Origin of the sequence: Pseudonocardia halophobica (assembly GCF_050948485.1) — a bacterium.
In the GTDB taxonomy this organism is placed as follows: domain Bacteria; phylum Actinomycetota; class Actinomycetes; order Mycobacteriales; family Pseudonocardiaceae; genus Pseudonocardia; species Pseudonocardia halophobica.
Window position 1 is genome coordinate 1,959,790 of the sequence record NZ_CP192046.1, and the last position, 21,408, is coordinate 1,981,197.

General features: G+C 74.5%; 21 protein-coding genes. 3 read left to right on the forward strand and 18 right to left on the reverse strand.

Going from position 1 to position 21,408, the window contains the following annotated elements:
* Positions 1-26: 26 nt before the first annotated feature.
* The 7 genes from alc to ACQP04_RS09465 form a co-directional block, all read right to left on the reverse strand.
* On the reverse strand, positions 27-974 hold the full coding sequence (alc, locus tag ACQP04_RS09435; protein WP_433506676.1) for an allantoicase: 948 nt from the start codon (positions 972-974) through the stop codon (positions 27-29).
* On the reverse strand, positions 974-2,272 hold the full coding sequence (gene allB / locus ACQP04_RS09440; protein ID WP_433506677.1) for an allantoinase AllB: 1,299 nt from the start codon (positions 2,270-2,272) through the stop codon (positions 974-976). The genes alc and allB overlap by 1 nt, the downstream gene beginning before the upstream one ends.
* Positions 2,269-2,634: an allophanate hydrolase-related protein gene (locus ACQP04_RS09445; protein ID WP_433506678.1), complete on the reverse strand. Its 366-nt coding sequence runs from the start codon at positions 2,632-2,634 to the stop codon at positions 2,269-2,271. The genes allB and ACQP04_RS09445 overlap by 4 nt, the downstream gene beginning before the upstream one ends.
* A 71-nt stretch (positions 2,635-2,705) precedes the next feature.
* Complete coding sequence (locus ACQP04_RS09450) at positions 2,706-4,979, reverse strand: xanthine dehydrogenase family protein molybdopterin-binding subunit (RefSeq protein WP_433506679.1); 2,274 nt, start codon at positions 4,977-4,979, stop codon at positions 2,706-2,708.
* Positions 4,976-6,316 carry an 8-oxoguanine deaminase gene (locus ACQP04_RS09455; protein WP_433506680.1) on the reverse strand — a complete coding sequence of 447 codons (1,341 nt, stop codon included), beginning with the start codon at positions 6,314-6,316 and terminating at the stop codon, positions 4,976-4,978. The genes ACQP04_RS09450 and ACQP04_RS09455 overlap by 4 nt, the downstream gene beginning before the upstream one ends.
* A complete protein-coding gene (locus ACQP04_RS09460; protein ID WP_433506681.1) occupies positions 6,313-6,774 on the reverse strand; it encodes a (2Fe-2S)-binding protein in 462 nt (153 codons plus the stop codon). Before ACQP04_RS09460 ends, ACQP04_RS09455 begins: the two co-directional genes overlap by 4 nt.
* On the reverse strand, positions 6,771-7,676 hold the full coding sequence (locus ACQP04_RS09465; RefSeq protein ID WP_433506682.1) for an FAD binding domain-containing protein: 906 nt from the start codon (positions 7,674-7,676) through the stop codon (positions 6,771-6,773). The genes ACQP04_RS09460 and ACQP04_RS09465 overlap by 4 nt, the downstream gene beginning before the upstream one ends.
* Before the next feature lie 93 nt (positions 7,677-7,769).
* Here ACQP04_RS09465 and ACQP04_RS09470 point away from each other — a divergent pair, with 93 nt between their 5' ends.
* Positions 7,770-9,287, forward strand: coding sequence for a PucR family transcriptional regulator (locus tag ACQP04_RS09470; protein WP_433506683.1), 1,518 nt, complete (start codon positions 7,770-7,772; stop codon positions 9,285-9,287).
* Between the two features lie 7 nt (positions 9,288-9,294).
* On the opposite strand, the gene ACQP04_RS09475 is transcribed toward ACQP04_RS09470, so the two are convergent.
* From ACQP04_RS09475 to uraD (ACQP04_RS09495), 5 genes are all read right to left on the reverse strand, one after another.
* Positions 9,295-10,335 (reverse strand): zinc-binding dehydrogenase, encoded by a 1,041-nt coding sequence (locus ACQP04_RS09475; RefSeq protein ID WP_433506684.1) that lies wholly within the window; start codon positions 10,333-10,335, stop codon positions 9,295-9,297.
* Between the two features lie 85 nt (positions 10,336-10,420).
* Complete coding sequence (gene pucL, locus ACQP04_RS09480) at positions 10,421-11,266, reverse strand: factor-independent urate hydroxylase (protein WP_433506685.1); 846 nt, start codon at positions 11,264-11,266, stop codon at positions 10,421-10,423.
* Positions 11,267-11,268: 2 nt separating this feature from the next.
* Entirely contained in the window at positions 11,269-11,562 is a 294-nt protein-coding gene (locus ACQP04_RS09485; protein WP_358210034.1) for a hydroxyisourate hydrolase, read from the reverse strand.
* Positions 11,559-12,047, reverse strand: a complete 489-nt coding sequence (gene uraD, locus ACQP04_RS09490) for a 2-oxo-4-hydroxy-4-carboxy-5-ureidoimidazoline decarboxylase (protein ID WP_433506686.1) — start codon at positions 12,045-12,047, stop codon at positions 11,559-11,561. The genes ACQP04_RS09485 and uraD (ACQP04_RS09490) overlap by 4 nt, the downstream gene beginning before the upstream one ends.
* The gene (gene uraD / locus ACQP04_RS09495) at positions 12,044-13,984 is read right to left on the reverse strand and encodes a 2-oxo-4-hydroxy-4-carboxy-5-ureidoimidazoline decarboxylase (RefSeq protein ID WP_433506687.1); all 1,941 of its coding nucleotides are present in this window, start codon (positions 13,982-13,984) and stop codon (positions 12,044-12,046) included. The genes uraD (ACQP04_RS09490) and uraD (ACQP04_RS09495) overlap by 4 nt, the downstream gene beginning before the upstream one ends.
* A gap of 202 nt (positions 13,985-14,186) precedes the next feature.
* Between uraD (ACQP04_RS09495) and ACQP04_RS09500 the strand changes: the two genes are divergently transcribed.
* Entirely contained in the window at positions 14,187-14,786 is a 600-nt protein-coding gene (locus ACQP04_RS09500) for a molybdopterin-dependent oxidoreductase (protein ID WP_433506688.1), read from the forward strand.
* Between the two features lie 3 nt (positions 14,787-14,789).
* Positions 14,790-15,041 (forward strand): DUF6510 family protein, encoded by a 252-nt coding sequence (locus tag ACQP04_RS09505; protein ID WP_433506689.1) that lies wholly within the window; start codon positions 14,790-14,792, stop codon positions 15,039-15,041.
* Between the two features lie 126 nt (positions 15,042-15,167).
* On the opposite strand, the gene ACQP04_RS09510 is transcribed toward ACQP04_RS09505, so the two are convergent.
* Genes ACQP04_RS09510 through ACQP04_RS09535 form a run of 6 tightly spaced genes read right to left on the reverse strand, consistent with a single transcriptional unit; the run spans position 15,168 to position 21,328 of the window.
* Complete coding sequence (locus ACQP04_RS09510) at positions 15,168-15,713, reverse strand: DoxX family protein (protein WP_433506690.1); 546 nt, start codon at positions 15,711-15,713, stop codon at positions 15,168-15,170.
* Positions 15,714-15,772: 59 nt separating this feature from the next.
* Entirely contained in the window at positions 15,773-16,168 is a 396-nt protein-coding gene (locus tag ACQP04_RS09515) for an STAS domain-containing protein (protein WP_433506691.1), read from the reverse strand.
* Positions 16,169-16,204: 36 nt separating this feature from the next.
* A complete protein-coding gene (locus ACQP04_RS09520) occupies positions 16,205-17,743 on the reverse strand; it encodes an LLM class F420-dependent oxidoreductase (RefSeq protein WP_433506692.1) in 1,539 nt (512 codons plus the stop codon).
* A complete protein-coding gene (locus ACQP04_RS09525; protein WP_433506693.1) occupies positions 17,740-18,978 on the reverse strand; it encodes a CaiB/BaiF CoA transferase family protein in 1,239 nt (412 codons plus the stop codon). Before ACQP04_RS09525 ends, ACQP04_RS09520 begins: the two co-directional genes overlap by 4 nt.
* Positions 18,975-20,612, reverse strand: coding sequence for an AMP-binding protein (locus ACQP04_RS09530; RefSeq protein WP_433506694.1), 1,638 nt, complete (start codon positions 20,610-20,612; stop codon positions 18,975-18,977). Before ACQP04_RS09530 ends, ACQP04_RS09525 begins: the two co-directional genes overlap by 4 nt.
* Positions 20,609-21,328 (reverse strand): enoyl-CoA hydratase/isomerase family protein, encoded by a 720-nt coding sequence (locus tag ACQP04_RS09535; protein WP_433506695.1) that lies wholly within the window; start codon positions 21,326-21,328, stop codon positions 20,609-20,611. Before ACQP04_RS09535 ends, ACQP04_RS09530 begins: the two co-directional genes overlap by 4 nt.
* Between the last annotated feature and the right edge of the window lie 80 nt (positions 21,329-21,408).

A 21,408-nucleotide genomic window follows, 5' to 3' on the forward strand; every position in this document is an offset into this window, starting at 1 on the left:
CCTCCGTGGTGCAGGAACGGACGGGGTCAGTGGGCGGCGTGCCAGCGGGTGCGGAGGGACTCGCGGCCGGCCTCGGTGGGGGTGCCCCAGAGGCGTACTCGCGAGAGGCCGCCGTCGGGGTGGATGTCGAGGCGTACCTCGGTGACGGCGGGGCGGTCGGCGAGCACGAACCGGTGCCGCGTGTCGGGCTGCAGCGGTGTGTCCAGCAGGTCCTGCCAGTCCCCGTCGCCGGCCCTGCCGCGCAGGACGGCCGAGCCGGGGGCGTTGTACAGGAAGTACGAGGTGTCGATCTCGGCGACGGCGATCCGGCCCTCGGTCCCGAGGCCGAGCTCGACCCAGTCGTTGCCGGCGTCGCGGCGCCGCGCGGTCTCCCAGCCCTCGCCCATGGAGCGGGCCGGTCCGGGCAGCAGCAGGTTGTGCGGGCTGCTGTAGAAGCGGTTCGACACGTCGCGCACGTGCCCGCCGTTCTCGATCGCGGCCAGGTCCACGGTGCCGAGCACGTCGAGCAGCGCCGGGTCCGGCAGCGCCTCGCCGTGCACGCGCAGCCGGGCCACGCCGCCGTCGGGCACGATCCGCAGCCGCACGTGCGTGACGCGCCGGTCGCTCCGCACGTCGAAGGCGTTCTCCGAGTCCCCCTTGAGCGGCGAGAGCGGCACGAGCTCGAACCAGGTGCTCCCGTCCGCGGACCCGTCCACCGCGCCCTCCGGCGGGTAGTTGCCGGTGAACCAGGTCGTGTCGACCACGATCCGCCGGACGATCCCCGGTGCGCCGAGCCGGACCACGGCCTCGTCGTGCCCGGGCGAGCGGCGCCGGCGGGTCTCCCAGCCGTCGTAGACCTTGCCGCGGTGCCCGAACGTGGTCGGGTCGAACACCGGCGGGCCGGGGACGATCAGGTTCTCCTTGGCCGCGAACGACTCGTCGGTCGCCGAGACCACGGCGCCGCCCAGGGTGCGCAGCGCGAGGTCCGGGTGCATCAGGTGTCTCCTCTGCCGATCAGCCGGCCCGCGGGCCGGTCGGGGTCCACCCGCTCGCCGCGCAGCCAGGTGCCGCGGACGACGCCGTGCAGCGTGCGGCCGGCGTACGGGGTGGTGGGGTGGCGGTGGGCGAGCGTGCCCACCGCGAAGGTCTCGTCGGGGGCGACCACCGCGAGGTCGGCCGCGGCCCCCGGGGCGATGCGGCCCTTGTGGCGCAGGCCGACCAGCTCGGCCGGGGCCGTCGCCATCCGGGCGACGACGTCGGCGAACGTCCACCCGCGCCGGCGCGCCTCGGTCCACACCACGGGCAGCCCGATCTGCAGCGACGCGATGCCGCCCCAGGCCGACCCGAAGTCGCCGGTGCCCTTGAGCTCGGGCGTGGCGGGGGAGTGGTCGCTGACGACCATGTCGATCACCCCGTCGGCCAGCCCCTGCCAGAGCGCCTCCCGGTTGGCCTCCTCGCGGACCGGGGGGCAGCACTTGAAGCGGGTGTCGCCGTCGGGCACCGCCTCGGCGGTCAGCGCGAGGTAGTGCGGGCAGGTCTCGACGGTGACCCGGACACCGTCCGCGCGGGCCTCGGCCAGCAGTGGCAGCGCGTCGGCCGACGACAGGTGCACCACGTGCACCCGCGCGCCCGTCTCGCGGGCCATCCGGACCAATCCGGCGATCGCGGAGTCCTCCGCGGCGCGCGGCCGGGAGGCGAGGAAGTCCCGGTAGCGACGGCCGTGGGCGTCGCCGACCAGGGCGCCGTCCTCGGCGTGGGCGAGCAGCAGCCCGCCGAACGAGGCCAGCTCGCGCATCGCCCCGCGCGGGTCCGGCAGCGCCGGGAACTCGGGGACGCCGCTGTCGAGCAGGAAGCACTTCACCCCGAACACGCCGGCCTCGTGCAGCGCGCGCAGCTCCCGCTCGTTGCCCGGGATCGCGCCGCCCCAGAACCCGACGTCGACCGCGCACCGCCCGTCGGCCGCCTTGCGCTTGACCTCCAGCGCCGGGACGTCGACGGTCGGCGGCAGGGCGTTGAGCGGCATGTCGACCAGCGTCGTGACGCCGCCGGCCGCGGCCGCCCGGGTGGCGGAGGCGAACCCCTCCCACTCGGTGCGGCCGGGCTCGTTGACGTGCACGTGCGTGTCGACGAGGCCGGGGATCAGCACCTCGTCCGCGGCGAGGACGATCTCGGCGGCGTCGACCGCGGCGTCCCGGTCCAGGACCCCGGCGATGCGCCCGTCCTCGACCAGCACGGCCGCCGGGCGTTCGGCCCGGTCGACCACGGCGCGGGCCGTGCGGAAGACCGTCCTCACGACGCCCCCCGGTAGGTTCGCCAGCTCGCCAGCTCCGAGATGTCGGTGCGGGGCGCGGGGTGGCCGGCGCGCAGCACCATGGCGAGCGACCCGGAGCCGTCGGCCAGCTCGACCACGCCGAGCTCCAGCCCGTCGGGCTCGCCGGGCAGCAGCACCTCGCGGAGCTGCGCGTACGTCATCTCGTAGACCTCGCCCTCGACGGCGGCGTCGCCGCCCTCCTCGAGGGCCGGGTACCGGCCGTCGACGGCGTGGAAGCGGTAGCGCGGGGCGGTCCGGGTGCGGGCGACCAGCGGGGCGTCGCCCACGAGGTGGTGGTCGGCCCCGCCGGACATGGCGGTGCCGTTGAGGAACATGCGCGGCATGCCGGCTCCTCTCGTGAGTGGCAACCGCCCGTCGTGGGGCAGTTGCCACTCACAGGGTGGGATGAGCAGGGTCAGAAGGTGATGTGCTCGGGGCGGATCGGGACCCGGCGCAGGGCCTTGCCGGTGGCGGCGCGGACGGCCGCGGCGACGGCGGGGCCGGACGAGATCGTGGGCGGCTCGCCCACCCCGCGGACGCCGTAGGGCGCGTGCGGGTCGGCGTACTCCAGCACCTTCACCTGCATCGGCGGCATGTCGAGGATCGTGGGGATCAGGTAGTCCGTGAAGGACGGGTTCTTCACGTGCCCGTCCTGCACCACGATCTCCTCCATCAGCGCCAGGCCCATGCCCTGCGCGCTGCCGCCCTGGATCTGCCCGACGACGGCGTCGGGGTTCAGCGCCCGGCCGACGTCCTGCGCCGTGTCCAGCGCGACGACCTTGACCAGGCCGAGCTCGGTGTCCACGTCGACCACGGCGCGGTGCGCGGAGAAGGCGTACTGGACGTGCGCGTTCCCCTGCCCGGTCTCCGGGTCGATCGGGAAGGTCGGGCGGTGCCGCCACTCGACGGTCTCCTCGACCGGCTCGTCGAGCACCTCGACCAGGCCCGCGACGACCTCGCCGGACTCCGCGACGATCTTGTCGCCGTCCAGCCTGAGGTCACTGCGCTGCAACACTGCTGCCGCGCGCCGCAGCACCGAGGTCCGCACCGCCTCGCACGCCGCCTTGACGGCGCCACCGGTCACGTACGTCTGCCGGGAGGCGGACGTCGAGCCGCCGGAGCCGACGCTGGTGTCCTTGGGGTGCACCACGACCTGGTCCACGCCCAGCTCCGTGCGGCAGATCTGCTGCTCGATGGTGATCAGGCCCTGCCCGACCTCGGCGGCGGCCGTGTGCACGGTCGCCACCGGCTCGCCGGCGACCGCCTCCAGCCGCACGCGGGCGGTGGAGTAGTCGTCGAACCCCTCGGAGAACCCGACGTTCTTGTAGGTCACCGCGTACCCGATCCCACGCACGACACCCTCGCCGTGCGTGGTGTTCGACGCGCCGCCGGGCAGCTCGCGGATGTCCCGCTCGCCCTCGGGCTCGGGCGGCAGCGGCAGGTCGCGGACGGTCCGGATCAGCTCGGCGACCGGGGCCGCGGAGTCGATCACCTGGCCGGTGATGTTGAGATCGCCCTCGACCATCCCGTTGCGCGCCCGGATCTCCACCCGGTCCACGCCGACCCGGTCGGCCAGCTCGTCCATCAGCGCCTCGTGCGCGAACGCGGCCTGCACGCAGCCGAAACCGCGCATCGCGCCGCAGGGCGGGTTGTTCGTGTAGACCCCGCGGGCGTCGACGTGCACGCTCGGGATCCGGTACGGGCCGAGCCCCAGCGTGCCGCCGTTGCCGACGACCGCGCCGGTCGACGACGCGTAGGCGCCGCCGTCGAAGAGGATGTCGGCCTTGGCGTAGATCAGCTCGCCCTCGTCCGAGGCTCCGAACTCGTACCGCAACCAGGCCGGGTGCCGGTGGACGTGCCCGAAGAAGGACTCGTCCCGGGCGTAGCTCATCTTCACCGGCTTGCCGGTGTGCAGCGCGAGCAGGCAGGCGTGGACGTGCATCGACAGGTCCTCGCGGCCGCCGAACGCGCCGCCGACGCCGGCGAGGGTGAGCCGCACCTGCTCCGGTGGCAGCCCGAGCACCCGGCAGACCTGGCCCTGGTCGACGTGCAGCCACTGGGTGGCGACGAAGAGGTCGACGCCGCCCTCGCCGTCCGGCACCGCGAGCCCGGACTCCGGGCCGAGGAACGCCTGGTCCTGCATGCCGACCTCGAAGCCCAGCGCCACCACCACGGGGGCGGTGGGGGCCGGGTCGCCGCGCCGGATCTTCATCGCGCGCACCAGGTTGTCCTCGCGGGAGGCGTGCACGAGCGGGGCGTCGGCATCGAGCGCGCGGCGCGGGTCGGTGACCGCCGGCAGCACCTCGTAGTCCACGACGATCCGCTTGGCGGCGCGTCGCGCGGTCTCGGGGTGGTCCGCCGCGACGAGCGCGACGGGTTCGCCCTGGTAGCGGACCACGCCGTCGGCCAGGGCGGGGGTGTCCAGGTGCTCCAGCCCGACGGCGTTCTCGCCCGGGACGTCGGCCGCGGTGAGGACCGCGGACACGCCGGGGACGCGCAGCGCCTCGGTGACGTCGATCGAGCGGATGCGGGCGTGCGGGTGCGGGCTGCGGAGCGTGACGCCCCAGACCATGTCGTCGTGCCACAGGTCGGACGAGTAGGCGAACTCGCCGGTGACCTTCAGCGTGCCGTCGGGGCGGAGCGGGGAGTCGCCCAGCCTGCCTGCCGTCCGGATCTCGGTACTGGTCATGACGCCTTCTCCAGCAGGGTGCGGTGGACGCGGGCGCACTCGCGCGCCACGACGTCCGTGTCGACGGTGACCACGCGGTCGTGCTCGACGACCGGGCGGCCGTTCACGAGCAGCAGGTCCAGCGGCGGTGGCGAGCCGAGGACGAGCGCCGCGACGGGGTCGGCGACGTCCGCGTGCCCCGGCCCGTCGAGGCCCCAGAGGGCCAGGTCGGCGAGCTTGCCGACCGCGATCGAGCCGATCTCGTCCTCCCGGCCCAGGACGCGGGCGCCGCCGAGGGTGGCCAGCTCCAGGGCGTCCCGGACGGTCAGCGCGGTGGGGCCGCCGACGGCGCGGGCGAACAGCACCGCGTGCCGGACCTCCTCCAACAGCGAGCCCGCCTCGTTGCTCGCGGCGCCGTCGACGCCGAGTCCGACGCGGGCGCCGGCGTCGCGCAGGTCGCGGGTGCGGGCGATCCCCGCGCCCAGCCGGGCGTTCGACGACGGGCAGTGCGCCACCCCGGTCCGGGTCGCGCCGATCCGCTTGACCGCGGGGTCGTCGAGGTGGATGGCGTGGGCGAACCAGACGTCGTCGCCGGTCCAGCCCAGTCCCTCGACGTACTCCAGCGGCGAGCAGCCGAAGCGCTCGCGGCAGAAGTCCTCCTCGTCGAGGGTCTCGGCGAGGTGGGTGTGCAGCCGGACGCCGCGCCGGCGGGCCAGCTCGGCGGACTCGCGCATGAGGTCGCCGGTCACGGAGAAGGGCGAGCACGGGGCCAGCGCGACCTGCAGCATCGAGCCCGGCGAGGCGTCGTGCCAGCGGTCGATCGCCGCCTCCGACGCGGCCAGTACGGCGTCCCGGTCCTCGACGACGTGGTCCGGCGGCAGGCCGCCGTCCTTCTGCCCGAGGTCCATCGAGCCGCGGCAGGGGTGGAAGCGCAGGCCCACCTCGGCGGCGGCGCGGATCTCGGCGGCGAAGACGTCCCCGCCCTCGCGGGGGAACACGTAGTGGTGATCGGTGCTGGTGGTGCACCCGGTCAGCGCCAGCTGGGCCAGCGCGCCGGTGGCGCCGGTGTGCACGGCGTGCTCGTCGATGCCCGCCCACACCGGGTACAGCGTGGTGAGCCACTCGAAGAGCGTCGCGTCGACCGCGAGGCCGCGGGTGACCCACTGGTAGAGGTGGTTGTGCGTGTTGACGAAGCCGGGGGTGAGCAGGCCGCCGCGGGCGTCGACCACGTCGTGACCGGCGCGGTCGACGGCGGGTCCCGCCCCGACCGCGGTGATCCGGTCGTCCTCGACGACGACGTGCCCGCCGGCGATCTCCTCGCCGGTCACGGTCACGACGTGCGCGTTCTCGATGATCATCGCTGCGCCACCGCCGCAGCCCGCACGGCGTCGAGGATCTTCTCGTAGCCGGTGCACCGGCAGAGGTTGCCCGCCAACGCCTCCCGGATCTCCGGGTCCGTCGGCTCGGGGTTGCGCCCCAGGAGGTCCTTGGTGGACATCAGGAAGCCGGGCGTGCAGAAACCGCACTGCACCGCGCCCTTCTCCACGAACGCCTGCTGCACGGGATCGAGCTCCTCGCCCGCCAGCCCCTCGACCGTCGTGACCTCGCGGCCCTGCGCCTGACCGGCGGCGACCAGGCACGCGCACACCGGGGTGCCGTCGAGGTAGACCGTGCAGGAGCCGCACTCGCCCTGCTCGCAGGCGTTCTTCGAACCGGGCAGGCCGAGCCGCTCGCGCAGCGCGTAGAGCAGGCTCTCGCCCTCCCAGACGTCGTCGGCCTCGCGGCGGGTGCCGTTGACCGTCAGCTCGATCCTCATGCGGCGGCGCTCCTGTCGTCGGTCCCGTCGGTCCCGTCGTCGTTGCGGTAGGAGTCCCAGGCCCAGGTCGCGGCGCGGCGCGCCATGACGGACAGGGCGTGGAGGCGGTACGCGGCACTGCCGCGGACGTCGTCGATCGGGGCCGCGGCGTCGCGGACACGGCGGCCGAAGTCGGTGGCGAGGCCCTCGGGCAGCGGGCCGCGGGAGTCCCACAGCCCGGCGGCCTCGAGCTCGCCGGCGAGGAAGGCGGCGGCCTCGGGGGCCGGGCGCGGGGTGGGCGCGGCCGATCCGATCCCGGTGCCGACGACGCGGCGGTCCGGGTGCAGCGCGAACCCGAAGGCGGACACCGCGATCACCATGGCGTTGCGGGTCCCGATCTTGCAGAACTGCTGCGGGCCGGCGGGCGGGGTGACGCGCACGGCGGCGATGAGCTCGTCGGGCTCCAGCACGCTGCGCTTCACGCCGGTGAAGAACTCGGCGACCGGCACCACGCGCGTCCCGCGCACCGAGGCGATCTCCACCTCGGCGAACGCGGCGAGCAGCGCCGGGTGACTGTCCCCGGCCGGGGAGGCCGCGCCCAGGTTCCCGCCGACCGTGCCGCGGTTGCGGATCTGCGGCGACCCGACGGTGCGCGCGGCCATCGCCAGGCCGGGCAGCGCGCCGCCGAGCTCGGTGATCACCCGGCTGTAGGTCACGCCGGCGCCGAGCCGGATGCGGCCCGAGTCGCGCGACCACTCCTGCAGCTCGGGGACCCGGGTGAGGTCCAGCAGGGCGGCCGGGCGCCGGTGGTCGAAGTTGAGCTCGACCATGACGTCCGTGCCGCCCGCGACGGGCAGGGCGTCGGGGTGTGCCGCCTTGGTCTCGAGGGCCTCCGCCCAGGAGGTCGGCGCCAGGAAGTCCATGCCGAGAAGTACAGCGCGCGCTCGCGACCTCCACGAGTCGCTGCCGCGACGAACCCGTGGCGGTCCCGGGCGGCACGGTTGTACGTTCCTCCAATGCTGCTGCGCGACCTGGTCGGACGGTTCGACCTGAAGCTGCGGCTGCTGCACGGCGACGCTGCGGCGCTCGAGCGCCCGGTGCGCTGGGTCTACACCACCGACCTGCCCGATCCCGGCCGCTACCTCTCCGGCGGCGAGCTGGTGATCAGCGGTCTGGTGTGGCGGACGGCCGAGGCGGACACCGAGCGGTTCGTCGGGGCGCTCGCGCGGGCGAAGGTGGCGGCGCTGGCGGCGGGCGCGGCCGTGTTCCACGGGATCCCGGACGACGTCGTGGAGGCTTGCCGCCGGCACGACGTCCCGTTGCTGGAGGTGCCCGAGGAGGTGTCGTTCGCGGCGGTGACCGAGTACGTCGTCGGTTCGGTCACGGCGGCGCGCGGCGACCGGCTGGCCGTCACGGTGGGGCGGCAACGGCAGTTGCTGGCCGCGGTGGCCAGCGGGCTGGGGCTCGACGAGCTCACCGCGCAGGTGGGGGCGGCGATCGGGCTGACCTGCCGGGTGTTCACGGCGACCGGGCGGGCGCTCGCGGCCGGACCGGAGTCGCTGCCCCCGGCCGAGCTCGACGCCGCGGTGCGGACCTTCCTCACCGCCGACCGGCTGCCCGCGGTCACGCCGGGTCCGGCGCGGACGGTGTTCCCGGTGGGGCCGTCGTCGGAGCTGCGGCCGACGTCGTGGTTCGTTGCGGTCGACGGCGCGCGGCCGGACTGGGACCAGGAGACGGTCGAGGCGGTGGGCGAGCTGGTGGCGATCGCCGCGCTCGACCGGGCGCGGCGCAGCGAGGGGCTGCGGCTCGCGCGCGACATCGCCGACGACGCGATCGCCCTGGTCGCGGAGGGGGCGGGGGAGCGGCCGGAGCTGCCGGTGCGGCTGCGGCAGGCGGGGCTCGACCCGTCGGCGCCACTCGCGGTGGCCGTCGCGGGGTTCAGCGGGCCGGGGCGGGTGGAGACCGCACGCTCGGTGCTGGTCGACGCCGCCGCGCACCTCGGGCCACCGGTCGTCGGGACCCACGAGGGGCTGGCCGTCGCGCTCGTGCCCGGGGACACGGCGGTGCTCGACGCCGCGCTGGCCCGTCTCGAACCCGGGTTCGCGGCGGAGAAGCTCGCGGTCGGGGTGAGCCGGCCCGCCGCGCTCGCCGCACTGACCGGGGCGTTGCAGGAAGCCGTGCACGCGCGGACGCTCGCGCAGCAGCGCCCGGGCGCGGTCGCCGTGGTCACGGCGTCGGAGGTGACCTCGCACGTCGCCCTGCTCGCGGCGGTGCCCGACGACGTCCGACGCACCTTCGCCGACCGCGTGCTCCGCCCGGTCCTGGCCTACGACGAGCGCAACGCGGCCGGGTTGCTGGAGACCCTGGAGGCGTTCCTGGACTGCTCGGGCTCGTGGAGCCGCGCCGCGGAACGGCTCCACCTGCACGTCAACACCGTGCGGTACCGGATCGGGCGGGTGGAGGAGCTGACGGGCCGCAGCCTCGCCGACTTCCCCGACCGGGTCGACCTCTTCCTCGCCCTCCGCTCCCGCTAGCCGCCGGTCAGGGCAGCACGACCACGCGCTGCGGCTCGCCGAGCTTCTGGTGCAGCGTCTGCAGCGCCTTGTCCGCCTCCTCGAGCGGGAAGCGGTGCGTGATCGACCGGCTCAGGTCGAGCCGGCCGGCGGTGACCAGACCCAGCACCGACCGGATGGAGGCCGTGGTGAACCCGTAGGAGCCGAGGACCTGCAGCTCGCGCCGGACGAACACGGCCGGCGGCGGGAGCACGATCGGCTCCGCCCCGATCCCGACGACCACCAGCCGTCCGCCCGGGCGCAGCAGTTCCGCGGCGCCGGCGATGCTCTCCTGCCGGCCCACGAACTCGGCGGCGACGTCCACGCCGGCTCCGCCCGTCGTCGCGAGCACCGCCTCGGTGGCCGCCGGCCCGGGCTCGAGCACCAGGTCCGCGCCGACCTCGACCGCGCGGGTGCGCTGCGACGCCCGCGGATCGACGGCGATCACCGGCGACGCCCCCTGCAACCGGGCGATCTGCACGGCGTGCAGGCCGAGCCCGCCGACCCCGACGATCGCGACGGCCTCCCCGGCGCGGACCCGGGCGACGTCGGTCAGCGCGTGGAAGGGGGTGGCGACGGCATCCGTGACGATGGCACCGACGTCGAACGGCACGTCGTCGGGCAACGGCACGAGGGCGCGGGCCGGGACCGCGACGAACTCCGCCAGCCCGCCGTCGTGGTGGACACCGACGAGGCTGCGGCCCGCGCAGATCGATCCCCGTCCGGCCAGGCACTGCGGGCAGGTGCCGTCGGTGAGTACCGCGTTGACGACCACCCGGGCGCCCGGCTCGGGCCCGTCGACGTCGGGCCCGAGCTCCGCGACCGTGCCGGCGACCTCGTGCCCGAGGGTGATCGGCACGAACCCGACGGGGCTGCCCTCGATCGCGAAGTGCACGTCCGAGCCGCAGACGCCCGCGGCGCGGACCTGCACGAGCACCTCGCCGGGCCCGGGCTCGGGCCGCGGGAGGGACTCGGTCGCCAACGGCCTGCCGGGCTCGTGGAACCGGGCCGCGCGCATCGTCTCGGGCATGGGTCACCTCCGCGTCGAGGCCGCCGTGGTGCGGAGATCGTCACCCCGTTCGCGGGTGATCGCCAGTACGCAGATGTACGACTTGTCAGTCGCGGGTGACCGTCGCCTGGATGAGGCCGTACGGGCGGTCGGCGGCGTGGAAGACCTCGTTGGGGTTCTCCAGGCCGAACGGGGCCAGGTCCACGACGAAGTGGTGCTTGTTGGGCGCCGAGAGCGAGATCTCCGTGATCTCCGGGTGCGCCTCCAGCACGCCCTTCCCCATCTCCCACAGCGTCTGCTGCAGCGCGAGGGAGTGCACGGTGGCGAAGCGCTCGAGGAGGATCCGCCGGACGTCGGCCCAGGACTTGTCCCAGTCCACGTCCGTGCCGGCGTAGGCCCACTCCGCGACCAGCGAGGTGGACATGATCCGGTCGTGGGTCTCCTGCAGGGTCGTGTAGGGGTCGGTGAGGAAGCCGGCGAACTCCGAGCCGGTGGACTTGAGCAGCACCAGGTCCCGCAGCCCGGAGACCACGCGCTCGCCGTCGGCGGCGACCTCCACGACCGTCGTCCGGATCTCCGACTCGCGGCGCACCCAGGTGTGGTCGTGCCCGCGCCCGTCGACCGGCACCCGTTCCCAGGTGTGCTCGTCGACGGCGATCCGCGCCCCGGACACGGGCCCGACGTCGGCGACGAAGTGCCGCGCCAGCGTGAGCGCGTAGTCCTCGATCTCGCGCAGGCCCTTCTCCTTGGCGTACGCGTAACAGGTGTTCTTCTGCGTGTCGGTCGGCAGCACCTGGGACTGGTCGCCCCGCAGGTGGGCGTCGGTGAAGTCGCCGCGCAGCGCGGTCGTCACGGTGACGTCGCGGATCTCGTGCCGCGGCGAGTCGCGGTAGATCCGGACGACCCGGTTCTCCGCCTTGCCGTAGTCGTTGGCACCCAGCCTGATTCCCATGTCTAGCTCCCGCGGTAGGTCGAGTAGGCGAACGGGGACAGCAGCAGCGGTACGTGGTGGTGCCGCCCCGGGTCGGTCACGGTGAAGGTCACCGTGACCTCGGGATAGAAGTCGGACCGGTCGCCCGTGGCGAAGGTCAGGGTGTGGACGCCGGGGCCGGGCTCGGTGAAGCGGCCCCGGCCGTCGGCGTCCGTGGTCAGCCGGTCGCGTTCGCGGCCCTCCGTGCGCAGCACGACGGTCATCCCGGCGGCGGGCGTGCCCGTCGTCGCGTCGAGGACGTGAGTGGAGAGTGTCATGCGCCGAACACCCGCTCCAGCCGCAGCCGGTTGATCGCGGCCAGCTCCCCGAGCGCCACGCGGCGCTCGGTCGCGGGGTCGTTGCCGAGCCGGGCCCGCAGGGTGGCGAGCAGGTCCTCGGCGTCCCGGCCGCTGGCGCAGACCAGGTAGACGTGCCCGAAGCGCTCCTCGTAGGCCCGGTTGCCCTCGGCCAGCGCGTCCAGGACCCGCACCGGCGCCGTGGCGACCGCGCCCTGCTCGCGGCGGGCCGTGCCCTGCGCGGACCGGTCGCCGATGCGCGGGTGGCCGGCCAGGGCGGCGTCGAGGTCGTCCTCGGTGAGCGCCGCCGCGGCCGCCCGCTGCAGGGCGGCCGGGCCGCCGTAGGGCCGGCCGGCGACGACCTGCCGCGCCCACCGCGGGGCGGAGCAGACCTCGCGGAGCAGCTCCTCGGCGCGGGCGGCGGGCAGGTCGTCGAAGGCCGCGACCGTGAGGGCGACGGCCGTCACCGGGCACCCGACCCGAAGGCCCCGGCCCGCGCCGTCGCGATCGGGTTGGCCTCGGCGACCAGGTCCTCGAAGCGGCGGTTGGCCACCTTGGCGATCTCGATCAGCGCGGCGGCGTGCTCCTGGGCGGGGGAGTTGCCGAGCCGGCGCCGACCCTCCCGCAGGATCGCCTCGCGGTCCGGGTGCTCGCGCACGCAGACGATCAGCGGGATCCCGAAGCGCTCCCGGTAGGCCGCGGCCAGCTCGGCGAACTCGCTGCGGTCGTCGTCGGAGAGCCGGGTCAGGCCGGCCGACGCCTGGTCCTCGCGGGAGTCGTCGCCCTCGTCGCCGTCGGCCACGCGGTCGCCGCCGAGGTCGGGGTAGGCGGCCATCAGCGCACGCTGCTCCTCCCGCGGCGCCGCGAACAGCGCCTCCTGGAACGCGGTGCGCAGGGCCGCCGTGTCGGCGAACGGCTTGCGGTCGTAGGCCCGGCCGACGACGTCCGTCGGGCCCTGGAACAGCCGGCCGAAGGCGGCGGCGAACTCGTCGCGGCTCATGCGGTTGACCTGGTCGAGCCGGATGGTCGGGGTGCCCGGCGCGCCGGCGACGGCAGGGCCGAAGTCCTTGCCGACGTGGTGGAACACCAGGTTCAGCACGATCGCCGTGATGCTGCCGAGCGTGATCCCGGAGCCGAACACGATCTGCGCCCAGGGCGGCAGGGCCTTCGCGACGTCCGGCTGTGCGGTCACGAACATCGCCAGCCCCAGGCTCGTCCCGACGATCACCACGTTGCGGTGGTCGTGGAAGTCCACCCGGGACAGGGTCTGGATGCCGACGACGGCCACGGTGGCGAACATCGCCAGCGCCGCGCCGCCGAGCACCGGGTGCGGGATGCCCGCGACGACCGCGCCGGCCTTGGGGATCAGCCCGATGAGGATCATGAACACACCGGCGGCGGCGACGACGTACCGGCTCTTGACGCGGGTCAGCCGGACCAGCCCGACGTTCTCGGCGAAGCAGGTGTAGGGGAAGGAGTTGAGGACGCCGCCGACGGTGGTGGCCAGGCCGTCGGCCCGCAGCGCCCGGGCGATGTCCTCGCGGCCGACCCGCTTGTCCACGATCTCGCCGGTGGCGAAGACGTCGCCGGTGGTCTCGACCGCGGTGATCAGCATGACGACGATCATCGAGACGATCGCGGCGCCCGCGAACTTCGGCCAGCCGAAGTAGAAGGGCGTGGTCACGCCGAACCAGGAGGACTCGCCGACCGCCGCGAACGACGCGTCGCCCAGCAGCCAGGCCACACCCGTGCCCAGGACCAGCCCGATCAGCACGGCGACGGTGGCGGTGAACCCGCGGAACACCCGCTGGATCACGACGATGACGGCGAGCGTGCCGAGGGCGTAGGCCAGGTTGCGCGCGCTGGTGGGGTCGGGCGCGGAACCGCCGCCGACGGCGTCCTGCGCCGCGACCGGCAGCAGCGCGAGGCCGATGATGGTGATGACCGTGCCGGTGACGACCGGCGGGAAGAAGCGGATCAGCTTGCTGAACCAGGGGGCGATGAGGAAGGTGAACAGGCCGGCGACGATCACGGCGCCGTAGATCACCAGCAGGCCGTCGGTGCCGCCGCCCGCCGCGAGCCCGATCGCGATCATCGGCGACACCGCGGTGAACGTGACGCCCTGCAGCAGCGGCAGCCGCACGCCGACCTTCCAGAACCCCACGGACTGGATGATCGACGCGATGCCGCAGGTGAAGAGGTCGGCGTTGATCAGGTGGATGAGCTCGCGCTCCGACAGGCCGATCGCGCCGGCCAGCAGGATCGGCACGATGACCGCGCCGGCGTAGAAGGCGAGCACGTGCTGGACGCCGTAGACGGCCAGCTTGCCGGCGGGCAGCACCTCGTCGACCGGGTGCGGTCTGCGGCCGGACTTGCGTGGACGGGATCGGGCGGTAGCGCGCACGGGCACCTCGCTAGGGGTGGTGTGGGACGCGTCATACCTTCCGTGCCCGCTCCCGCCCGCGGCAGGCACCGCGAGCACGAACGCGCGGGCCGCCCCGCCCCGTCCTTTGTGTGATCCGACAGGTGGGTCCTTGGTACGAACGCGCGATGTGTCGGGCCCGCCCACCCGGCATGCTCGGGTGCTCCGAGGGAAGGGGTGGGCGATGGCTGTGGTGTCGCGGGGGTTTCAGGGGCGCGGGCGGCGCGACGGGCGGCTGCCACCCGGGCAGCGCGACATCGGGGACGGGTTCCCGGTGCTCACCGCCGGGCCGACGCCGCACACCCCGCTCGACGAGTGGGACTTCGTGGTGCAGGGGGAGGTCGACGGGCTGCACCGGTGGACGTGGGAGGAGTTCCGGGCCCTGCCGCACGAGCCGGTCACGGTGGACATCCACTGCGTGACCAGCTGGTCCAAGTTCGACACCCGCTGGTCCGGGGTCCCGATCGACACCGTGCTCGAGGGCGTGGAGACGGCCGCGGAGTACGTCGTCGCCTTCTCCGACGGCGGCTACACCACCAACCTCCCGCTCGAGGACCTGACCGGCGGGCAGGCGTGGGTCGTCGACACCTACGAGGACGAGCCGCTGGCGCCCGAGCACGGCGGGCCCGCGCGGCTGCTCGTGCCGCACCTGTACTTCTGGAAGTCGGCGAAGTGGGTGCGGGGGCTGGCGCTCACGTCGTTCGACGAGCCCGGCTTCTGGGAGACCTTCGGCTACCACAACTACGGCGATCCGTGGCGCGAGCAGCGCTACGCGGGAGACTAGGCGATGGCGACCACGCTCGACGACCTGCGCGGCCTCTTCGCGCTCGACCTCACCGACGCCGTCCTCACCTGCGGCGGCTGTGGGGCGAGCACCGAGCTGCGCGCGCACGACCTGTACCCCGACGCCCCCGCGCTGGTGGTGCGCTGCCCGTCCTGCACGGCCGTCGTGCTGCGGTTCGGGACCGGCGGCGACCGGGTGCGGCTCGACCTCTCCGGGACCCGCCTGCTCACGGTCACCGCGCCCTCGACGGGCTGATGTCGGCAAGTCCGCCGGGAGTTCGTCGAGCAGTTCGTCGGCTCCGACCTCGCCGCGGCCACGACTGCGGTGCGGTGCGGGTCGACGGCGGTGACGTGGACTCGATCCTGCCGTAGGGGCGCCGGGTCAGGTGTCCGCCCGCTCGGCGGCCGGCATGTCGGTGCCGGGACTCGCTGCGGGGGGCGGGGCGGAGGCCTTCGTCAGCGCCGCCACGACCGCCGAGCCCAGGAGCCCCGCCGCCAGCTGCGCCACGGCGACCCGCCACCCCGAGCGCTCGATGCCCAGCGCGTGGTCGAGCGACAGCTCGCCGGGCCCGGTGTCCGCGATCGCGAACGCCGCAGCCACGATCACGGCGTTGTACTCCCAGCCGCCCTGCGTCGCCCACGGCCCCTTCGACGCGTGGACGTGGTAGACGGCGGAGCCCATCGTCCCGGTGATCATGCCGGTCGCGACCGGGGTGGCGAGACCCGCGGCGAGCAGGGTGCCCCCGACCGCCTCCGACACCCCCGCGGCCAGGGCGTTCTGCCGGCCGGGCCGCAGCCCCATGCTCTCGAACCCCGCCGCGGTCTGCGCGAGGCCGTGTCCGCCGAACCGCTCGGTCAGCTTCTGCAGCCCGTGGCCCAGGAACAGCAGCCCGATCACGGCCCGCAGGACGGCGATCCCGATCTTCATGCGTGCACCTCCCTGTCGTCGAGGCCGACAGGTTCCCGGTCAGCGGCGCTCCAACCGCCTCAGCCCGCGCGCGACCCCGGCTCCCCGGCGAGGGCCTCGTCGAGGTCGCGGCAGAGGCCGAGGTCGTCGGCGACGCCCGTGAGGCGGAGCGGACGGAGGACCCGCGGGTTCTCGCCGGCGACGAGCCGCAGCTCCGTCCCGGTGGTGGTCGCGCTGCGCCGGACCAGCAGCAGGTCGGCGATGCCGGAGGAGCCGAGGAGGGTGCCCCCGGTCAGGTCGACGACGACCGTCGGCAGGCCCGCGGCGAACGCCTCGGCGTAGGCCGCCCGGACCTGGCCGCCGGTCTCGTCGTCGATCTCGCCGGCGACCCGGACGATCACGGCCTCGCGCCCGCCGTGGCGATGCCGGCCCACGGTCACCCGGACCTGCGGTCCGCGCCACGGTCCGGTCATCATGGATGAGGACGGTACAGACCGGGCGCGGCGAGCCACTCAGTCCCCCGCCACGGCCACCGGCGCGGACCGGTCGGCGTCCCCCGTCAGCTCGTCCTCCCCCCGGGCGCAAGCGGCGAGCGCGTCGACGAGGTCGTTCAGCTCCTGCTCCCGGGTGCCCCGGAAGCCGAAGTCGATCCCGTCGACCGCCGCGATCGAGCGGTCGACCTTCGCCGCACCGCTCTCGGTCAGCACCGCGAGGGTGCTGCGGCCGTCCGCGGGGTGCGGCTTGCGCTCGACCCAGCCCTCGCTCTCCAACCGGTTCACCACGTAGTTGCAGCGCGCCGGGGAGATGAGCAGCCGTTCGGCCATGCGGCTGAGGGGGCTGCTGCGGTCCGGAGCCATCGCCAGGTGCAGGAGCGCCGAGTGCTCGGTGATCGAGAGCCCGTGCTGCTTGAGGGCCTTGCGCACGACCTCGAGGACCCGCTCGTGGGTACGGAACAGCGACATGAAGGCGCTCATGGCGGTCGGCTGCGGCCACCCGAGCTCGCCCCACCGCTGCCGGTCCTGGGCGACTATCGGGTCGACGGGCTTCGTCGCGGTCCCGGCGGAGACGACCGCGGGGCCGGCCGAGGCGCCGGCCCGCCGGCCGAGCTGGTCGATGAGGTCGGCCGCGTCGCCGTCGAGGTTGGTGAGGGCGAGCATCGGCGTGGTGATCCCGGCGTCGACGTAGTCCTGGATGCGCGCGCGGCACGCGGCCGCGTCGCCGTGGATGAACAGCTCGTCGACCAGCGAGTCGGGGATGGCGGCGAGCGCCGCCTTCCGGTCGCCGGCGCGCCACGCGCCCCACATGTCGGCGAGCTCGTCGCCGCGCCCGAGCCACTCGTGGAACTTCGCGTAGGCGTCGACGTTGAGGTAGGCGGCGATGGCGCGCTTCGCGTGCCCGCGGACCTTCTCCACGTCCGACGAGCACACCACGAACAGCCTCGCGACGATCTCCGGTGCCGTGGTGCGGCCCTCGTACACGTAGGGCACGACCTTGCGGACGTCGTCGGGCGAGAGCCAGTTGAGGATCGCCCCGTCCGACCGCCGTCCCGCGAGGCGGAGCATCCCCGGCCGCAGGCCCGCGACCAGGACCTTCGGCCGGTTCTGGGGAACCACGCCGAGCCGGAACCCCTTGATGGTGAAGCTCGGGGTCTCCATGTCGACCTTCTCGCCCGTGAGGGCACGGTCGAGGAACGTCACGACGTCGCGGACCCGGCCGTAGGGGTCGTGGAACGGCACGCCGTTCCACCGCTCGACGATGACGTCCGACGAGGAGCCGACGCCGAGGAGGACCTGGCCGTCCGTGGAGTCGGCCAGGGACGCCGCGCTCATCGCCAGCAGGGCGGGCGACCGGGTGTAGGCGGGGGTGATCGCGGTGCCGAGCCGGAGCCCGGGGTAGCGCTGGGCCGCCAGGGCGAGCGGGGTGAAGGCGTCGTGCCCGTTCACCTCGCTGCTCCAGACGTCCGTGTAACCCGCCATCACGGCCCGGTCCAGGACGGCGGCGTGGTCCTTCAGCGTCCGGCCGCCGAGAGGGATCGACAGTCCGTAGTTCACGAGGGCTCCTCGATCAGGTCGGGGGTCCGGGGTGCCGGCCCTTGCAGGACGTGCGCTTTCTCGAGCTCGTCGATCCGCGCGTCGTCGAGGTCCAGGATCTCGCGCAGCACGGTCCTGTTGTCGGCGCCCAGCTCGTGGGCGTGCAGGTCGCGTTCGGTCATGCCCGCGAAGCGGATCGGCAGGCCCGGGACGGTGAGCGAGCCCCAGACCTCGTCCGCGACCTCGCGGACGACGCGCCGCGCGACGTTGTGGGGGTGGGTGACGGCCTCGGGGAGCGTCCGGATGAGCTCGCAGGCGACGCGGTGCCCGGTCAGGATCCGGACGGCCTCCTCGGGATCGGCGACGGTCGCGAGCCAGTCCTCGACGAGCGCGTTGACCTCCTCGCGGTGCGCGGCCCGTTCGTCGTTGGTGGCGTACCCGGGTGCCCGGGCGAGCTCGGGGCGCCCGATCGCCGCGGCGATCCGCGGCCAGTCCCCGGGCGAGACGCACGCGACGAACAGGTAGCGGTCCCGGCACCGGAAGAACCCCGCGGGACACACGGTCGCGTGGAAGTTGCCGCTCGCCTCGGGTACCTGGGTGCCGCCGGACCCGCTGTAGGCCTGGATGTTGATCTCGTGGAAGGCCATGTAGGTGTCCAGCAGCGAGACCTGGACCCACTCGCCCAGCCCGGTCCGTTCCCGCTGGAACAGGGCCGCGGCGACGCCGCCGAAGCCGTAGACGCCGGTCGCGGCGTCGCCCATGGCGGGTCCCGGCAGCATCGGCGGACCGCCGACCGGCCCGCTGACGTGCGCGACCCCCGACATCGCGGCGCCGATGGTGTCGTAGCCGGGCTTGTGCGACAGCGGGCCCCCGTAGCCGAGGCCGGTGACCGAGCAGAGCACCAGCCGCGGGTTGACCTCGTGGAGCACCTCCCAGCCCAGTCCCATCTCGGCGAGGACGCCCGGGCGGAAGCTCTCGACCAGCACGTCGCTGTGCCGCACGAGGTCGAGGATCAGCGCCTTCCCCTCGTCCGAGCGGAAGTCCAGGCAGACGCTGCGCTTGCCCCGGTTGGCCTGGATGAAGTAGCCGGACCGGCCGTCGCGGAGGTAGGGGAGCCCGCGTGCGGGGTCCCCGGCCGGCGCCGGCTCGACCTTGATGACGTCGGCGCCGTACTCGGCCATCAGCTGGGCCACCGTCGGGCCGGCGAGGACCCGGGCCATCTCGACGACCCGGACGCCGTCCATCGGGCCGCTCACGAGCCACCGACCCGGACACCCCGGCGGCCCACGTGCACGCCCGCCGCCTCGCGGTCCCACGCGTCCGAGAGGCCGTACTCGCGGAGCGGCCGCTTGCGGATCTTCCCGCTCGGGGTCCGCTCGAGCTCGTCGACGACCCGGAGGTAGCGGGGAACCATGAAGTGCGGCAGGCGTTCCGCCGCCCACACGATCAGATCCGTCCGGTCGAGCTCGTGGCCCGGCCGCAGGACGACGGCGGCGAGGACCTCGTGCTCGGACTCGCCCGCCACCCCGACCACGGCGCACTCGAAGACGGCGGGGTGGGCGTTCAGGACGGACTCGACGTCCGCCGAGGGGACGTTCTCGCCGCGCCGCCGGATGGCGTCGCCGAGCCGGTCGACGTACACGTACTGCCCGTCGGTGTCGACGTACATGGCGTCGCCCGTGTGGTACCAGCCGCCGCGCCACGCCTGGGCGGTCTCGTCGGGCAGGCCCAGGTACTCGCGCATCATGATCGCGGGCTCCGAGGTGCGGACGACCAGCTCGCCCGTCTCGCCGTCCGGCAACGGGTGGTCCTCGGCGTCGACGATCCGGGTCTCCAGCTCGGGGCGCGGCCATCCGCAGCCGCCCGGACGGGCCTTGCCGAAGTCCGCGGTGAAGACCGTGCCGGCCTCGGTGGAGCCGTACCCGGTGCCGATCTCGACGTCGAACCTGGCGGCGAACTCCTCGGCCTCGCGGAGCACCGGTGCGACGAACAGCCGGGTGAAGGTGTTGTCGGCGTCGTCGGGACGGCGTGGTTGCTGGTGGAGGTACTGCGCCATCGCCACGACCAGGAGCGCGTACGTGCACCCGTGCTCGCGCGCCTCCTCCCAGAAGGTCTCCCCGGCGAACCGCGGCGCGATGTAGGCGGCCCCACCGGCGATGAGGGCGTTGTAGGCGCCGGCCCACTGCCCGCCGACGTGGAACAGCGGCAGGACGACCATCGCGGTGTCCTCGGGGCCGGCCGCGCCGAGGAGCTGCGGCGCACCGTAGGTGTAGGCGTGGGCCTGGGTGACCACCACGCCCTTGGACCTGCCGGTGGTGCCGGAGGTGTACATCAGCGCCATCGGGTCGGTGCCGGTCACCGGCGGCAGCGCGGTGGGCAGGGAGGCGTCGTCGAGGAGGTTCCCGTCCGCGACGGTGATCCCGCCCGACCCGGAGCGCCCGCGGCCGCGGACGACGACGGTCCGCACCGCGGTGCCCTCGGCCGCGTCGAGGAAGCGCTCGAGGTACTCGGCCTCGACGACGGCCGCGGTCGCACCCGAGTCCTGGATCTGCCGCGCGAGCACGGCGCCCCGGTAGGCGGTGTTGACCGGCACCTCGACCATGCCGCCCGATGCCAGCCCCAACCAGGTCAGGGCCCCGTCGACCGTGTTGTCGGTCATGGTCAGGACGCGGCCGCCGGCCCCGACGACGTCGAGCAACGCCGCGGCCCGGCGCCGGGCGACGTCCCAGACCTGGCCGTAGGTGAGGGAGGCGGTCCGGTCGAGGAGCGCGACGCGGTCCGGGGTGCGGTGCGCGGCGTCCGCGAGGACCTGCGGGACCGTGCGCTCCGCGATCGGAGGCAGGACCATGCCCGACGGGAGGTGGCCCGCCGGGGGCGGGGGCGGGGTCATGCGCTGCGCTCCGCCGCGAAGGCCGCGTGCCGCTCCTTCTTCTCCGCCGTGTCGCTCAGCATGAACAGGCGGTACTGGTCGACGCGCAGTGCCGCGGCGAGCGGGAGGTCGGCGGCCTGGAGCAACGACTCCTTCGCGAGCCGTTGCGCGGCCGGAGGGGCGGCGGCGAGGGTCTCCGCGATCTCCGCGGCCCGCTGGGCGAGCGCGTCGCGGGGGACGATCTCCGAGACGAGCCCGATGCGCAGGGCGACGTCGGCGGGCACCTTCTCGCCGAGCATCACCAGCCGGTGGGCCCAGGTCGGCCCGACCTTGCGCAGCAGCCGGCTCATGCCGCCGGCCCCGGGCACGATGCCGAGGGCGACCTGCGGGAGGAAGAACTTGGCGTCCTCCGCCACGACGGCGATGTCCGCGGCGAGCACGAGCTCCACGCCGGCACCGACGCACCAGCCCTGCGCCGCCACGACCACCGGCTTGGGGCAGGCGGCGACCGCCTCCAGGCCGCCGCCCTCGGCGGGCTCGAGGTGGGCGAGCAGGTCGTCCCCCGAGTGCGTGTTCGGATCCTTGAGGTCGGCACCGGCGCAGAAGGCGCGGCCCTCGGCGTCGAGGACCACGACCCGCACCGCCGGGTCGGCGACGGCCCGGCCGAACGCGGACCCCACACCCCGGGTCAGCTCGGCGTTGACCGCGTTCAGGTTGTCGGGGCGGTTCAGGGTCACCCGGGCGACGGGACCGGATACGTCGTAGGACACGAGGGACATGCGCAGGGCCGCCTTTCGAAGGGGTCGCGGGAGATCGG

Coding starts and splice junctions, on each gene's coding strand:
- ACQP04_RS09510 (WP_433506690.1), bottom strand. CDS start 15,713: ATGAAGATCGGGATCGCCGTCCTGCGGGCCGTGATCGGGCTGCTGTTC.
- ACQP04_RS09500 (WP_433506688.1), top strand. CDS start 14,187: ATGGCTGTGGTGTCGCGGGGGTTTCAGGGGCGCGGGCGGCGCGACGGG.
- ACQP04_RS09465 (WP_433506682.1), bottom strand. CDS start 7,676: ATGGACTTCCTGGCGCCGACCTCCTGGGCGGAGGCCCTCGAGACCAAG.
- pucL (WP_433506685.1), bottom strand. CDS start 11,266: ATGGGAATCAGGCTGGGTGCCAACGACTACGGCAAGGCGGAGAACCGG.
- ACQP04_RS09475 (WP_433506684.1), bottom strand. CDS start 10,335: ATGCCCGAGACGATGCGCGCGGCCCGGTTCCACGAGCCCGGCAGGCCG.
- ACQP04_RS09505 (WP_433506689.1), top strand. CDS start 14,790: ATGGCGACCACGCTCGACGACCTGCGCGGCCTCTTCGCGCTCGACCTC.
- ACQP04_RS09515 (WP_433506691.1), bottom strand. CDS start 16,168: ATGATGACCGGACCGTGGCGCGGACCGCAGGTCCGGGTGACCGTGGGC.
- ACQP04_RS09450 (WP_433506679.1), bottom strand. CDS start 4,979: ATGACCAGTACCGAGATCCGGACGGCAGGCAGGCTGGGCGACTCCCCG.
- ACQP04_RS09460 (WP_433506681.1), bottom strand. CDS start 6,774: ATGAGGATCGAGCTGACGGTCAACGGCACCCGCCGCGAGGCCGACGAC.
- ACQP04_RS09455 (WP_433506680.1), bottom strand. CDS start 6,316: ATGATCATCGAGAACGCGCACGTCGTGACCGTGACCGGCGAGGAGATC.
- ACQP04_RS09445 (WP_433506678.1), bottom strand. CDS start 2,634: ATGCCGCGCATGTTCCTCAACGGCACCGCCATGTCCGGCGGGGCCGAC.
- ACQP04_RS09470 (WP_433506683.1), top strand. CDS start 7,770: ATGCTGCTGCGCGACCTGGTCGGACGGTTCGACCTGAAGCTGCGGCTG.
- alc (WP_433506676.1), bottom strand. CDS start 974: ATGCACCCGGACCTCGCGCTGCGCACCCTGGGCGGCGCCGTGGTCTCG.
- ACQP04_RS09485 (WP_358210034.1), bottom strand. CDS start 11,562: ATGACACTCTCCACTCACGTCCTCGACGCGACGACGGGCACGCCCGCC.
- ACQP04_RS09530 (WP_433506694.1), bottom strand. CDS start 20,612: ATGACCCCGCCCCCGCCCCCGGCGGGCCACCTCCCGTCGGGCATGGTC.